At 64.3% G+C, this 15,057-nt stretch carries 13 protein-coding genes; 8 read left to right on the plus strand and 5 right to left on the minus strand.

The features are described from left to right. The first annotated feature begins 185 nt into the window (after positions 1-185). From ABD687_RS00650 to dnaE, 4 genes are all read left to right on the plus strand, one after another. Positions 186-878, plus strand: coding sequence for a DivIVA domain-containing protein (locus ABD687_RS00650; RefSeq protein ID WP_264270608.1), 693 nt, complete (start codon positions 186-188; stop codon positions 876-878). Positions 879-965: 87 nt separating this feature from the next. Further along, complete coding sequence (gene lspA, locus ABD687_RS00655) at positions 966-1,568, plus strand: signal peptidase II (RefSeq protein ID WP_264270688.1); 603 nt, start codon at positions 966-968, stop codon at positions 1,566-1,568. Continuing rightward, positions 1,565-2,503, plus strand: a complete 939-nt coding sequence (locus tag ABD687_RS00660; RefSeq protein WP_310288116.1) for an RluA family pseudouridine synthase — start codon at positions 1,565-1,567, stop codon at positions 2,501-2,503. The genes lspA and ABD687_RS00660 overlap by 4 nt, the downstream gene beginning before the upstream one ends. A 97-nt stretch (positions 2,504-2,600) precedes the next feature. Next, positions 2,601-6,167 carry a DNA polymerase III subunit alpha gene (gene dnaE / locus ABD687_RS00665; protein ID WP_302262438.1) on the plus strand — a complete coding sequence of 1,189 codons (3,567 nt, stop codon included), beginning with the start codon at positions 2,601-2,603 and terminating at the stop codon, positions 6,165-6,167. A 91-nt stretch (positions 6,168-6,258) separates the two neighbouring features. On the opposite strand, the gene ABD687_RS00670 is transcribed toward dnaE, so the two are convergent. After that, entirely contained in the window at positions 6,259-7,434 is a 1,176-nt protein-coding gene (locus ABD687_RS00670; RefSeq protein WP_425566782.1) for an IS30 family transposase, read from the minus strand. A gap of 495 nt (positions 7,435-7,929) precedes the next feature. Further along, entirely contained in the window at positions 7,930-8,427 is a 498-nt protein-coding gene (locus ABD687_RS00675) for an SRPBCC domain-containing protein (protein ID WP_264270611.1), read from the minus strand. Between the two features lie 162 nt (positions 8,428-8,589). On the opposite strand from ABD687_RS00675, the gene hisD reads away from it, so the two are divergent. After that, positions 8,590-9,948, plus strand: a complete 1,359-nt coding sequence (gene hisD, locus ABD687_RS00680) for a histidinol dehydrogenase (protein WP_264270612.1) — start codon at positions 8,590-8,592, stop codon at positions 9,946-9,948. Between the two features lie 150 nt (positions 9,949-10,098). Continuing rightward, complete coding sequence (nrdR, locus tag ABD687_RS00685; protein ID WP_264270689.1) at positions 10,099-10,587, plus strand: transcriptional regulator NrdR; 489 nt, start codon at positions 10,099-10,101, stop codon at positions 10,585-10,587. A gap of 109 nt (positions 10,588-10,696) precedes the next feature. Here the strand turns inward: nrdR and ppgK are convergent, their stop codons facing one another. Together ppgK and map are read right to left on the minus strand one after the other, a co-directional pair. After that, positions 10,697-11,482, minus strand: a complete 786-nt coding sequence (gene ppgK / locus ABD687_RS00690) for a polyphosphate--glucose phosphotransferase (protein WP_310288109.1) — start codon at positions 11,480-11,482, stop codon at positions 10,697-10,699. Between the two features lie 50 nt (positions 11,483-11,532). Next, complete coding sequence (map, locus tag ABD687_RS00695) at positions 11,533-12,408, minus strand: type I methionyl aminopeptidase (RefSeq protein WP_310288106.1); 876 nt, start codon at positions 12,406-12,408, stop codon at positions 11,533-11,535. Positions 12,409-12,536: 128 nt separating this feature from the next. Here map and ABD687_RS00700 point away from each other — a divergent pair, with 128 nt between their 5' ends. Next, positions 12,537-12,731 carry an SPOR domain-containing protein gene (locus ABD687_RS00700; protein ID WP_264270615.1) on the plus strand — a complete coding sequence of 65 codons (195 nt, stop codon included), beginning with the start codon at positions 12,537-12,539 and terminating at the stop codon, positions 12,729-12,731. A gap of 4 nt (positions 12,732-12,735) precedes the next feature. Here ABD687_RS00700 and panB read toward each other — a convergent pair whose 3' ends face one another. Continuing rightward, a complete protein-coding gene (panB, locus tag ABD687_RS00705; RefSeq protein WP_264270616.1) occupies positions 12,736-13,593 on the minus strand; it encodes a 3-methyl-2-oxobutanoate hydroxymethyltransferase in 858 nt (285 codons plus the stop codon). A 120-nt stretch (positions 13,594-13,713) separates the two neighbouring features. On the opposite strand from panB, the gene glnA reads away from it, so the two are divergent. Continuing rightward, on the plus strand, positions 13,714-15,054 hold the full coding sequence (glnA, locus tag ABD687_RS00710) for a type I glutamate--ammonia ligase (protein ID WP_264270617.1): 1,341 nt from the start codon (positions 13,714-13,716) through the stop codon (positions 15,052-15,054). Positions 15,055-15,057: the final 3 nt, after the last annotated feature.

A 15,057-nucleotide genomic window follows, 5' to 3' on the forward strand; every position in this document is an offset into this window, starting at 1 on the left:
ACAAGGGTCAAGGCGAAGAATTTTCGGAACGAAAACTCGTTTCCTTTAGCCTTTACCGGTCCAGTCGTTATAGTGTTGTCACATTAGGCGCAACGACTGCACCGGGTTGCGCACCAATAAACGGTAAGTGTACTCGTGCCGCACTTCAGCGGTTCGAGGAGAGAACCAAGTATCGAGGTGACCAGATGGCTCTCACGCCAGAAGATGTAGTCAACAAGCGATTTCAGCCGACGAAGTTTCGTGAAGGCTACGATCAGGATGAAGTTGACGATTTCCTAGACGAAATCGTTGTCGAGCTACGTCGTCTGACGCAGGAGAACGACGAACTGCGTCGCCGCCTGTCGGAAGCCGGCATTAGCGAAGGCGAACAGGCCGTCCCAGCCCCTGTGGCAGCAGCCCCCGCGGCCAAGCCCGTCGAAGCGGAAAAGCCCAAGGAAGCCAAGGCGCCCGAGGTCAAGAAGGACGAGACCAAGGCTCCGGAAGCACCCAAGGCAGCAGAGCCGGCAAAGGCAGCAGCGGTGGCCCCCGCCGCCGCAGCTGCAGCCCCGGCTTCCACCGCCGAGTCCGCCGCCGGCGTCCTCGCCATGGCACAACGTCTGCACGACGAGTACGTCTCCGCAGGTGTTGAACAGCGTGACAAGATCATCGCCGAAGCCCAGCTAGAGGCAAACAGCCTCGTTTCCGAGGCCGAGGAGAAGAGCCGCAAGACCCTGTCGGCCCTGGAGCAGCAGAAGACTGTTCTGGAGCGCAAGGTCGAGCAGTTGCGTGGATTCGAGCGCGACTACCGCGCCCGCCTGAAGACCTACATCGAGGGTCAGCTGCGCGACCTCGAAGCCAAGGGTTCCATGGACACGGCAGAAGCCAAGGAAAACGGCTAGTCTGCTTCACCACCTGCCTCACATATTGATGGCTTAAGATTGTTGGCGGTCGGGTTACCGACCGCCAACAATGCGTTAAAGGACATGATGGAAAACAGCTCCACACCACCGGCGTCGGAAGGCGCCGCCACGCCCGCGCCAGGCAGTGGAACCAAACGGCGCCTCATTTACGCCGCGGGCATCCTGGCGGTACTTGCATTGGTCCTGGACCAATTCACCAAGCGCATCGTTGAAACCTCCATGAGCGAGGGGCAAGTCATCGACGTCTTCCCTCCGCTGCTGCGCTGGTATTACATCAAGAACTCGGGCGCCGCGTTTTCCATGGGGGAGGGCTACACCTGGATCTTTAGCATCATCCAGGCAGCGGTGCTAATCTACGTGGCGGTCTTCCTGGTCCGCAAGATCCGCGTCTGGCCGTGGTCGCTGGCCCTGGGCGGATTGATGGGCGGGGTCGCGGGAAACCTCACCGACCGTCTCTTTCGTCCCCCATCCTTCGGGCAGGGCCACGTGGTGGACTTCATCGCGCTGCCCAACTTTGCCATTTTCAACATCGCCGACATGTTCATCGTCTGCTCGATGATCGGGATCTGCCTGCTGCTCTTCACCGGTCGCGAACTCGATGGCAGCAAGCCGGCGGATAAAAAGGAACCCGGCCACGACGCCGGGGCCGAGCCCAGGGAACTGCAGTGACCCAGGAGCGGACCGAATCGCTCGTCGTCGCCCCGGAGGAGGCTGGCCTGCGCATAGACGCCTTCCTGGTCAAACGCCTTGAGCTCTCCCGCGCGCTGGCGGCATTGCTTTGCGCCGAGGGGAACGTAACCCTCGGGAGCAAGGTGCTGGGCAAGTCGAAGAAGACCAATGTGGGCGACACCATCGACGTCTTTATCCCGCTTAGGCCGGACCCACTAGAAATCAGGGTAGAAATCGTGGAAGACCTCAAGATCATTGCCGACGACGACGACTACGTCGTCATCGACAAGCCCGTGGGAGTTGCGGCGCACCCTTCCCCGGGATGGGTCGGTCCCACCGTGGTCGGTGCGCTGGCCGCGGCCGGTTACCGCATTTCCACCTCCGGCTCCGCCGAGCGCCAGGGTATCGTCCACCGCCTGGACGTTGGCACCAGCGGCCTGATGGTCGTCGCCAAGACCGAACGCGCCTACACGGCGCTCAAGCGCGCTTTCAAGGAGCGGACCCCGAAGAAGATCTACCATGCCGTCGTCCAGGGTCTGCCGGACCCGCTGGAAGGCACCATCGATGCTCCGCTTGGCCGCCATCCCGGCCATGACTGGAAATTCGCCGTCATCGAGGATGGCCGCGATTCGAGGACCCACTATAAGGTGCTCGAGGCCTTCGGCCGGGCATCGCTGGTGGAAGTCACCCTGGAAACCGGGCGCACCCACCAAATCCGCGTGCATTTCAGTGCGCTGCGGCACCCGTGCGCGGGCGACCAGACCTATGGGGCGGACCCCAAGCTGTCGGCGGCGCTCGGGCTGACCCGGCAGTGGCTCCATGCCCAACTGCTGGGGTTCTTCCACCCGGTGAACGGGGAATGGGTCGAGTACACCAGCGAGTACCCGCTGGACCTGAACAACGCCCTCGAAATGCTGCGAGACGGCAACTTCTAGTCCGTGCCAAGATGCACCCGGAACAACACCGGGTGCATCTTCACACATTGGCGCGCGCAGGTGGTCGGGTGTCGGTGCGAGCGCCTAGACTGGATCGGTGGCTAGCTCAAATCGCGATGGATTCGTACACCTTCACACGCACACCGAATACTCAATGCTTGACGGTGCCGCGCGCCTGACGGAACTCTTTGAGGAGACCAACCGGCTGGGCATGACGGCCTTGGCCACCACCGACCACGGCTACCTCTTCGGTGCCTTCGACTTTTGGTCCAAGGCCACCGCCGCCGGGGTCAAGCCGATCATCGGCATCGAGGCCTACGTGACCCCGGGCACCGCACGCGATGACAAGACCCGTGTGAAGTGGCGCACCGAGGAAAGCCAGAAGCGCGACGATGTCTCCGGCGGTGGCCTGTACACGCACATGACGTTGCTCAGCTACAACAACACCGGCATGAAGAACCTGTTCAAGGCCTCTTCCATCGCCTCCCTCGATTCGGTTTTCGGCAAGTACCCGCGGCTGGACCGCGACCTGCTGAACACCTACCACGAGGGCATCATCGCCACCACCGGCTGCCCCTCCGGCGAGGTGCAGACCAAGCTCCGCCTCGGCCAGTACAACGAGGCCAAGGCCGCGGCAGCGGAGTTCCAGGACCTGTTCGGCAAGGAAAACTACTTCTGCGAACTGATGGACCACGGCCTGGACATCGAGCGCCGGGTCACCCAGGACCTGCTGCGCCTGTCCAAGGAACTGAACATCCCGCTCGTGGCCACTAACGACCTGCACTACACCCACGAGCACGATGCCAAGGCGCACGAGGCGCTGCTGGCCATCAACTCCGGCTCGACGCTCGACGAACCGACCTACGACCAGGGAGGCTCGCGCTTCGCCTTCTCCGGTTCCGGCTACTACCTCAAGAGCCCGGCGGAAATGCGCCACCTTTTCAAGGAGCTGCCCGAGGCCTGCGACAACACCCTGTTGATCGCCGAACGCGCCGAGGTCTCCTTCGACACCAGCGCCAACTACATGCCGCGCTTCCCGTGCCCGCCGGGGGAGGACGAGACCAGCTGGCTGATCAAGGAAGTCGACAAGGGTCTGCACTACCGCTACCCGGGCGGCATCCCGGAGGCTTCGCGCAAGCAGGCCGACTTCGAACTCGACGTCATCATCAAGATGGGCTTCCCCGGCTACTTCCTGGTCGTGGCAGACTTCATCAACTGGTCCAAGGACAACGGCATCCGCGTCGGACCCGGACGTGGTTCCGGCGCCGGATCCATGGTCGCCTACGCCATGCGCATCACCGACCTGGACCCGCTGGTCCACGGGCTGATCTTCGAACGCTTCCTGAACCCCGAACGCGTCTCCATGCCCGACTTCGACGTCGACTTCGATGATAGGCGCCGCTCGGAGGTGATCAGGTACGTCACCGAGAAATACGGCGACGAACGCGTATCCATGATCGTGACCTATGGATCGATCAAGACCAAGCAGGCGCTGAAGGACTCCTCGCGCGTGCTGGGCTATCCCTTCTCCATGGGCGAATCGCTGACCAAGGCGCTGCCCCCGGCGGTGATGGCCAAGGACATCCCACTCAACGACATCGAGGACCCGAAGTCCAAGCGCTACTCCGAGGCCGGGGACTTCCGCCAGCTGGTGGCCACCGACCCGGAGGCAGCACGCGTCTTCGAGACCGCCAAGGGGATCGAGGGCCTCAAGCGCCAGTGGGGCGTGCACGCCGCCGGGGTCATCATGAGCTCGGATCCGATCATCGACGTCATCCCGATCATGCGCCGCATCCAGGACGGCCAGGTCATCACCCAGTTCGACTACCCGACCTGTGAAGGCCTGGGGCTGATCAAGATGGACTTCCTGGGGTTGCGCAACCTCACCATCATTTCCGACGCCCTGGAAAACATGAAGGCGAACCAGGGCGTGGAACTGGACCTGGAAACCCTGGCCCTGGACGACGCCGGGGCCTACGAACTGATGGCCCGCGGCGACACCCTGGGCGTGTTCCAGCTCGACGGCGGGCCCATGCGCTCGCTGCTCAAGCTCATGCGCCCGGACAACTTCGAAGACATCTCCGCGGTGCTCGCCCTCTATCGGCCCGGACCCATGGGCGCGAACTCGCACAACAACTACGCGCTGCGCAAGAACAAGCTCCAGGAAGAAACCCCGATCCACCCCACGCTCGAGGAACCCCTGCGGGAGATCCTGGGCACCACCTACGGCCTGATCGTGTACCAGGAGCAGGTCATGTCCATCGCGCAGAAGCTGGCCGGCTTCTCGCTGGGCCAGGCAGACATCCTGCGCCGCGCCATGGGCAAGAAGAAGAAGTCCGAGCTGGACAAGCAGTTCGCCGGCTTCTCCCAGGGCATGGTCGACAACGGGTACACCATGGAGGCCGTCAAGGCCCTGTGGGACATCCTGCTGCCCTTCTCCGACTACGCCTTCAACAAGGCGCACTCGGCCGCCTACGGCGTGATCTCCTACTGGACCGCGTACCTCAAGGCCCACTACCCGTCCGAGTACATGGCAGCCCTGCTGACGTCCGTCGCGGACGACAAGGACAAGACGGCCATGTACCTGAACGAATGCCGGCACATGGGCATCACCGTGTTGGCGCCGGATGTGAACGAGTCGGCCCTGAACTTCACCCCGGTGGGCACCGACATCCGCTTCGGCATGGGAGCGATCCGCAACGTCGGCGCGAACGTGGTCAACGCCCTGGTCGAATCCCGGGCCGAAAAGGGGAATTTCGAGAACTTTGCCGACTTCCTGCAAAAGGTCCCGGCGGTGGTCTGCAACAAGCGGACCATCGAATCCCTGATCAAGGCAGGCGCCTTCGACTCCATGGGACATGCCCGCCGTGCCCTGGTCGCGGTCCACGAGGAGGCCGTGGACTCGGTCATCTCGGTCAAACGCAACGAGGCAGCCAACCAGTTCGACCTCTTTAGCGCGTTTGAGGACCCGACCGCCGCTGCCGGGATGACTGTCGCGGTCCCGGACATGCCCGACTGGGAGAAGAAGGACAAGTTGGCCTTCGAACGCGACATGCTCGGGCTCTATGTCTCGGACCACCCGCTCAAGGGCCTGGGTGGGCTGCTGGAGCAGAACGCCGACATGTCCGTCACCCAGGTGCTATCCGATGACGGCCCGCAGGATGGGCACACCGTGACCATCTGCGGGATGATCACCTCGCTGCAGCGCCGCATTGCCAAGAAGAGCGGCAACCCGTACGCCAGATGCGAGATCGAGGACCTTTCCGGGTCCATGGAAACCATGTTCTTCGGCAACGCCTACGCGCCGATCGCCAACGTGCTGGCCGAGGACCTGATCGTGGTGGTCAAGGGCCGCGTGCAGAAGCGCGACGACGGCTCCATCACGCTCAACGCCCAGGAGCTCACGGTCCCGGAAATCAGCGAGGACGGCGAAGGCGGCCCGGTGGTCATCTCTATGGCCAACCACAAGGCCACCGAGGAGGTCATCTCCGCGCTCGGGGAAGTGCTGCGCGTGCACCAGGGGACGACCGAGGTGCGCGTGAAGCTGCACAGCACCCGCGGCGTCTCGCTCATGCGCCTGGGCATGGAATACCGCGTCAACCCGAACTCGGCGCTATTCGGGGACCTGAAGGTCCTGCTGGGTTCGACCTGCCTCGACGGCTGACACGGGCCGAAACCCGGTGCCACGGCGCCCGAATGAAAAGCCCGCCCGCGGGCGGATCTTGAATTCTAGGGATCGTTGCAACACCAGGTGGCTAGGCTGCCAACAGTAGTTCACGCAGGCGCTCGGTCGGGGTATCCCAGCCGAGCGTTTTGCGTGGACGTCCGTTGAGCAGGCGAGCGACCCGCTCGAGTTCCTCGGGACCATGGACGCCGAGGTCAGTTCCTTTAGGGAAGTATTGGCGCAGCAACCCGTTCGTGTTCTCGTTGGATCCGCGCTGCCAGGGGCTGGCTGGATCGCAGAAGTAGACATCCATGTCCGTGGCCATGGAGAAAGCCTTGTGCGTCGCCATCTCGGCGCCCTGGTCCCAGGTCAGGGACCCTCTCAGCAGCTCGGGCAGCCCACCCATGCTCTTGATCAGGCCGTCGCGAACGGTTGCGGCGGTGTGATCACCGTCGAGGTGAACGAGCATGACAAAACGGGTAGTTCGCTCGACCAGAGTCGCAATCGCGGACTGATTCAGCGTCCCCGTGATCAGGTCCCCTTCCCAGTGCCCTGGCACGGCACGGTCCTCAATTTCGGCGGGACGCTCGGAGATGTTGATCATCGGGTCCCGGAACCGGCTGGTGCGCTTCTCCGGATCGGTGCGTGGCTTGCGGCGAGTTCGGCCGGTCCTTAACGCTGTGGCCACCTCTCGCTTGAGACCGCCACGGGCCTGGAAGTAGAGAGCCTGATAGATCGTTTCAGCGCACACGTGAAACTCCAACCTGTCGGGGAGCATCTTCCTCAGCCTGTTACTGATTTGCTCCGGTGACCAGCCTAGAAGCAACTTGGCCCCCACGTATTTTCGTAAGGTTCCCTCGCAAGAGAGCTTGCTGGTCTTGGGTCGTGGTCGGCGTTTGGCCGCTGCACGGTGCGCAGCATAGGGCTGGTAGCCGTTGGGACCGGTGTTGCGGCGGATCTCCCGGCTCACCGTCGAGACCGGCCGTCCTAGCGCCCTGGCGATGGCACGCATCGAGGAGTCGACCGCGAGCAGGTCTCGGATCTGCTCGCGTTCGGAAAGGGAGAGGTAGCGGTCGCTGATTGGTTTCTCCAGCGCGGCAAGCCCTGGAAACGGAGCCATGAAGGACGAACCCTCGACTGGATTATAAGTAGTCACCCCTTGTTTGTAGTCGACAACCCGACCGTCCGGGTAATAGCGTCGGTCGCCGGTCTTGCGAATGCCGGCGTCCCATTCCTTTGACGTGGTTACGTGAACCCCAACGGACATGGCAGCCTCCCGGCGAGATAGACCGGTGCCGCGCAGTCGCAGGAACTCTTCCCGTTTGCCGGCATGGGTCCCCTTCACGGCCGCTCCGGACTTGTATGCCCATTGGAAACAGGTGCCTGCGGGGATACCGACCTCGCGGGCGGCAACCGAAACGTTGCCAAGTCGCTCCAGCGCGGTGAAGAACTGGTCTTTCTGCTCCTGGGTGTATTTGGCCTTCTTCTTGCCGCGGGCGCCATGGACTGAGGATTTGATGCCTGGGGTGAGTTCGCGGGCCCACTGGTAGCACTTATTTGGATTGAACCCGAGCTCCGCGGCTGCAGCAGATACGTTCCGGGTCCGGTCCAAGACACTCAGGAATCGGTCGTGGTCCTCGGCCGAGTACTTCCGGGGCGTTGAAGGATTCTTATCGGTTGGTGATTTCTTCGTTAAAGACGACACGGTCGTTGCAACTCCCAAAGATCTGGGGTGTTGCAACGACCGCTAGAACTCGCCGATCTATTCGGGCGCCGTCGCGTATGTTGCTGCCAGGGCCGGGTAGTAGTCGTCCCATTTGACCGAATCGACGTCGTCGCCCTCCAGTGAAACAATCGCCCGCTGGACGTAGTACTCCCAGCCAGGTCCGATACTGCTCGGATCGTCGGTCAGCCCGAGTTCCTGGATGAAGCGAATCGAACTCACCCCGTCCTGCCTGGACAGTTCGAGCCCGAGGTGCCAGGCGCCGTACTCGCTGTTCGTGGTGAAGGCCAGTTCATGCGGTGCCCTGCAACGGATGATTTCCAGTGTCGCGGGCTCCGCTTCCTTCCCTTCCTCGACCATGGAGAAGCGCAGGTTTCCGGCTTCGCGGTTTCCGCGCAGGACTCCCACCCAGGGTTCGAGTCCCTCCGGAGTGGTGAAGGCGTTCCAGATTTCCTCCAGGCCAAACGCGACCTCGCGCTCGATCACGATGCGCAATCCTGTGGGCGACTGTTCGATGCTTCCGTGTGGCAGTGGCATGGGGATCCCCTTTCCATGGATTCGTGCGTACTAGGTGCAGACTATGGCACCGGCATGCAGCGGGGGAAGCACCTGGTAGGGAGGGAAGTGTCGTTTCGATTGTTAAGGGCGATGCCAGGCGCATGTCGTGGTGCCGGTCCGCCGACACGATAAACTGGTGCGGTGACTAGCAACGCCAGCCCCCAGACCTTTTCCGCGCTCCAAGACCTTGACCTGCGGGGCGCCGCGTTGGACCATGCAAGCCTCAAGGCGGTGCTTCCCCGGCCCGAGCTGAACTTTGCCACGGCCGCCGAGGCGGTCGAGGGCATCATTGCCCGCGTCCGTGCCGAGGGCTTCGCCGCCCTGTCCGAACTGGCCGAAAGGTTTGACGGCGTCACCCAGACCCACACCCGCGTCCCGGCCGAGGCCATGGAACGCGCCCTGGCGGACCTGGACCCCCAGGTCCGTGCGGGACTGGAGGAATCCATTGCCCGGGCACGCGCCTTTGCCGCTGCCCAGGTACCGGAAGACACCCGCATCGACTACGGCACCGGCGCAACCGTCACCCAGCGCTGGGTGCCGGTGCGCCGTGTGGGCCTCTATGTTCCCGGCGGCCTGGCCGTCTACCCGAGCTCCGTGATCATGAACGCCGTCCCCGCACTGGCCGCCGGCGTCGGCTCGCTGGCCATCGCCTCGCCACCGCAAAAGGAATTCGGCGGTTTGCCGCACCCCACGATCCTGGCAGCGGCCCAGCTGCTCGGCGTGGAGGAGGTCCACGCCATGGGCGGGGCCCAGGCCATCGCCGCCTTCGCCTACGGCGTCCCGGTCACCGGGGACATGGACCCGCAACTGGCCATCGAACCTGTCGACGTGGTCAGCGGCCCCGGAAACCTTTTTGTCGCCACGGCAAAGCGCCTGGTCAAGGGCGTGGTCGGCATCGACGCCGAGGCAGGCCCCACCGAAATCGCCATCTTGGCCGACGCCACGGCGAACCCGGAATTCATCGCCGCAGACATGATTTCCCAGGCCGAGCACGACCCCAATGCCGCGGCGGTGCTCATCACCGATTCGCCCGAGCTTGCCGAAGCGGTGCGGAGCGCGCTGGAGGGCCAGTGCTCCACCACCAAGCACTCAGAACGGGTGCGCATTGCGCTGGGCGGTAAGCAGTCGGCCACGATCTTGGTCGATGACATGGCCGCGGGCATCGCGGTGTGCAACGTCTATGCGGCCGAGCACCTGGAGATCCACACGGCCAATGCGGCCGCCGACGCCGCGTTGGTCACAGCGGCGGGTGCCGTGTTTGTCGGGGCGCATTCCCCGGTGAGCTTGGGGGACTACTGCGCGGGTTCCAACCACGTCCTGCCGACCAGCGGAACCGCTGCCTTCGCCTCCGGGCTGAACGTCAACACCTTCCTCAAGGCCATCCAGGTCATCGACTACGACCGTGCCGCGCTGTCGGTGGTGGCCCCCCACGTGGTGGCCCTGGCCAACGCCGAGGACCTGCCTGCACACGGCGACGCGGTGGCCATCCGTTTCGCCTAGCGGTTCCGCCCGCCGGCGACGCGATGGGCAGGGTGTGGCGAAGACCACAACATATGGTAATGACATTGTTGTGACTACGCTATATGTGGCCCTAAACTAATCCCGAGCACGCATGTGCTTTGCATGAACGAGACCCGAGGAAGGGGTGCCATGTACTGTCCCTACTGCAGGCACACCGATTCACGCGTCGTGGATAGCCGACTGACCGACGACGGCACCGCGATTCGCCGCCGCCGGCAATGCGCCGAATGCGGCCGCCGGTTCAGCACCGCGGAAACCACCAGCCTGAACGTGCTCAAGCGTTCCGGGGTGGCCGAGCCGTTCAGCCGTGCCAAGGTCATCAACGGGGTGCGCAAGGCGTGCCAGGGGCGTCCCGTCACCGACGACGACCTCGCATTGTTGGCACAGGAGGTTGAAGAGGCGGTTCGTTCCAGCGGCGCCGCGGAAATCAACGCCCGCGAAGTCGGCCTGGCGATCCTCACGCCGCTGCAGCGACTCGACGAGGTCGCCTACCTGCGCTTCGCCAGCGTCTACCAGGATTTCAAGTCCCTGGAGGACTTCGAAGGGGCCATCGCGAAGTTGCGGGCCGAACGCGACACCCGGCCCTCGGGCCACCAGCGTCCGCTGGGCGCGCGCTAGGACCCGGTCCGCCGCTGCGCAACCAAGGCAATGGAAACCAATGGCGGGCCGCCTGCTTCCCGATTCGGGATGCAGGCGGCCCGCCATTGGCGTCCCTTTCGGGAACCGGCTAGGAAAGGCCCGACTGCTGCAGGGCGGCCCCGACGATGCCGGCGTTGTTCTTCGACTTCGCCACGGTGATCGGGGTGGAAAGCGAAAGCTGGGGCAGGTAGTCGTCCGCACGCTTGGAAATGCCGCCGCCGATGATGAACAGCGAGGGGGAGAAGAGGAACTCCACGTGGGAGAAGAAGCGCTGCAATCGCACCGCGTATTCGTCCCAGCCCAGGTCCTCGCGCTCGCGCGCCGCGGCCGAGGCGCGGGTCTCGGCGACCGCCGAATCGATCTCCAGGTGGCCCAGCTCCACGTTGGGAACCAGCACGCCGTTGTGGATCAGCGCCGAGCCGATGCCAGTGCCCAGGGTGATCACCAGCACCGAACCTCCCACGCCCGCCCCGGCACCGTAACGCGCCTCGGCCAGGCCCGCGGCGTCGGCGTCGTTCATGACATGGACCGGGCGCCCCAGTTGCGCGGTGAACAGCGCATCAACGTCGGTGCCGATCCATGACTTGTCCACGTTGGCGGCCGAGCGGGCCACTCCGTGGTGGATGATGGCGGGGAACGTGACGCCGACGGGGGTCTGCGCCCCGGGAGCCCCGTCCCGCTCATCGAGCTGGGCGACGATCTGCGCAACCACCTCGGCCACCGCGGCCGGGGTCGCAGGCTTCGGGGTGTCGATGCGGACGCGTTCGCCGATCAGCTTTCCGGCTACGAGGTCGACGATGCCGCCCTTGATGCCGGTGCCGCCGATGTCGATGCCAATGGCCGTGGGCGATGGGTTCAGTGCGCGTTCAGACATGCGGGTCGGGCTCTTTCTCTAAGGAGGGGGCTAAAACGGGGTCCCTGGGGTTAGGCCAGGGTCAGGATTTCGGCGCCGTCCTCGTTGACGAGCAGTGTGTGTTCAAATTGTGCCGTGCGCTTGCGGTCCTTGGTGGTGGCGGTCCAGCCGTCGTCCCACATGTCCCACTCGATGGTGCCCAGGGTGAGCATGGGTTCGATGGTGAACGTCATGCCCGGTTCGATCAGCTGGCTGTAGGCCGGTGCCGCATCGTAGTGCGGGATGATCAATCCGGTATGGAAGGATTCTGCCACGCCGTGCCCGGTGAAGTCCCGCACCACGCCATAGCCGAAGCGTTTTGCGTAGGCGGAGATGGTGCGGCCGATGACATTGATTTCCCGACCCGGCATGACGGACTTGATGGCCCGACGCAGGGATTCCTCGGTGCGCTCGACCAGCAGCCGCGATTCCTCGTCCACGTCCCCGGCCAGGAAGGTGGCGTTGGTGTCGCCGTGGACCCCGCCGATGAACGCGGTGATGTCGATGTTCACGATGTCCCCGTCCTGCACCACTGTGGTGTCGGGGATGCCGTGGCAGATGACCTCGTTGATGGAGGCGCACAGCGACTTCGTGAAGCCGCGGTAGCCCAGGGTCGAGGGGTAGGCCTTGTGGTCCAGCAGGAATTCGTGCCCGATCCTGTCCAGCTCGTCGGTGGTGACTCCCGGGACGACGGCCTTGCCGACCTCCGCCAACGCCTGCGCGGCGATCTTTGACGCCACGCGCATCCGGGCGATGATGTCCGCGGAGCGGACTTCGGGTGCGTCGGATTTGCGCGGTGCCGGCCTCCCGACATATTCGGGACGGGGGATCGAGTTGGGGACGGTTCGCTGCGGAGTGGGGGTACCGGGAACGAGGGATCCGATGGGTGCGGTTGTTGCTAAAGGCATGGTTCCCATTCTAGCGGGGTCGATGGTGCCGTGTGCCAAGGAGTCGGGCCGTTGCCCGGGCGGCCGTCGGCTGTAGGGTGGTGGCATATCGAGTCAATGTGGCGTCAACGAAAGGTGGGTCAATCCCGATGAGTGGAGCATTGCCCGGCGAGGGCGAATTCTGGTTCAACATCACCACCGGCCAGGTCGAAACCGGGCCGCAGGCCGATTGGTCGCAGCTCCTTGGGCCGTATGCCTCGCGCGCCGAGGCGGAACTGGCCATGAGCAAGGTGCGCGAACGCAACGAGCAGTGGGACGAGGAAGACGAGGAAGAGGAGGAGTAGGGGGCTACCGGTCCCCGAACTCGTGTTCCGCCGCCGGGAAGGTTCCGGCCAGCACGTCCTCGCGGTAGGCGGTCGCTGCCCCCGACACCACCGAGCGCAGGTCCGCGTACTTCTTCACGAACCGCGCACTCTTGCCGCTGCCCAGGCCCAGCATGTCCTGCCAAACCAGGACCTGGCCGGTGGTGGCGGCACCGGCGCCGATGCCGACGGTGGGAACGCGCAACGCTTCGTCGACTTGGCGCGCGGTGCCGGTGGGGATCATTTCCATCAGCACGGCGAAGGCCCCGGCGGCCTCCAGCGCCTGGGCGTCGGCGACCAGTACCGCAGCGGCGTCGCCGCGACCCTGGACGCGGTAGCCTCCCAGCGCATGTTCGGACTGCGGGGTGAAGCCGATATGTGCCATCACCGGAACGCCGGCGGCCACCAGGGCACGCACGTGCGGGACGAAAAACTGCCCGCCTTCCAGCTTCACGGCGTGCACACCGCCTTCCTTCATGAGACGCACCGCCGATGAAACGGCCTGTTCGGGGGAGACCTCGTAGGATCCGAACGGCAGGTCGCACACCACCAGCGCGTGCTGGGCGCCGGAGACCACCGCCTTGGAAAAGACGATCATTTCGTCCATGGTGATCGGCAAGGTGGAGGAATAGCCCATCACGGTGTTGGCCGCCGAGTCGCCCACCAGCAGCACCTCAATGCCCGCGGCGTCAAAGATGCCCGCCATCATCGTGTCGTAGGCGGTGAGCATCGCAAATTTCCGGCCCTCGTTTTTCGCCGCTTGCAGGTGGTGCAGACGGATTCGCGGTCCGGAAACGGCGCCCGTGGCAGGGGAATTTGCTGGTGTGGAAGGATGAGCACTCATGGGCAAGAGACTAATGCACATTCGGCGCAGCTGTCCTCCCGTGTCCCGGCCGTAAAAACGTATAAAGTGAGTCAGTGGGGCGGGAACCGCCGCCAAAACCGTTTGTGGAAGGAACCCGCCGTGGATCGCCAGCAGGAATTCGTCCTTAGAACCATTGAGGAGAGGGACGTACGTTTCGTGCGCCTGTGGTTTACCGATGTGGTGGGTTCCATGAAATCCGTGGCCCTGGCCCCTGCCGAGGTCGAGGGTGCCTTCGAGGAAGGCCTGGGCTTCGACGGTTCCTCCATCGAGGGAATGTCGCGGATTTACGAGTCGGACATGCTGTTGCAGCCGGACCCCTCCACCTTCCAGATCCTGCCGTGGCGCGGCGAGACCGAGCCTACCTCGCGGATGTTCTGCGACATCCTGACCCCGGACGGACTGCCTGCCGCAGCCGACTCCCGGCAGGTGCTCAAGCGCCAGCTGGCCGTCGCCTCCGAGATGGGCTTCACCTGCTACACGCACCCCGAGATTGAATTCTATTTGTTACGTTCCTCCGAGCTGGGAACCGACGGATACCCGGTCCCGGTTGACCGGGGCGGGTACTTCGACCACGTCACTGGCGGCGTCGCCCAGGACTTCCGCCGCACCGCGGTGACAATGCTCGAAGCCGTGGGCATCTCAGTGGAGTTCAGCCACCACGAAAACGGCCCCGGCCAGAACGAGATCGACCTGCGTTACGCCGATGCGCTGCAGACGGCCGACAACGTCATGACATTCCGCACCGTGATCAAGGAAGTCGCGATCCAGCAGGGCATCTACGCGACGTTCATGCCCAAGCCGTTCTCCGACGAACCCGGCTCCGGCATGCACACCCACTTCTCGCTCTTCGAGGGCGACACCAACGCCTTCTTCGAGGCGGGCCGTGAATTCCAGCTCTCCGACACCGCCCGCCAATTCATTGCCGGGATCCTGCGCCACGCACCGGAGTTCACCGCGGTGACCAACCAGTTCGTGAACTCCTACAAGCGCCTCTGGGGTGGCGGGGAGGCCCCGAGCCACCGCTCCTGGGGCCACAACAACCGTTCAGCACTGGTGCGTGTTCCGCTCTACAAGCCGGGCAAGGGCCAGTCGGCGCGCGTCGAGTACCGCGGCATCGACTCGGCCACCAACCCCTATCTGGCCTACGCCTGCCTGCTGGGCGCCGGACTGAAGGGCATCCAGGAAGGCTACGAGCTCGAACCGCAGGCCGAAGAGGACGTGTGGGGCCTGAGCAGCGCCGAGCGCCGCGCCAGCGGACACGACCCGCTTCCCGGGTCCCTGCACGATGCCATCCGCGCCATGGAGGAATCCGAACTGGTCGCAGACATCCTCGGCGAGCAGGTCTACACCTCGTTCCTGCGCAACAAGCGCGACGAATGGGAAGCCTACCGCCAGAACGTGAGCCCGTTCGAACTCCGGCGCTACCTGGGGATCCTCTAGGGG

Origin of the sequence: Paeniglutamicibacter sulfureus (assembly GCF_039535115.1) — a bacterium.
Taxonomy (GTDB): Bacteria; Actinomycetota; Actinomycetes; order Actinomycetales; family Micrococcaceae; genus Paeniglutamicibacter; species Paeniglutamicibacter sulfureus.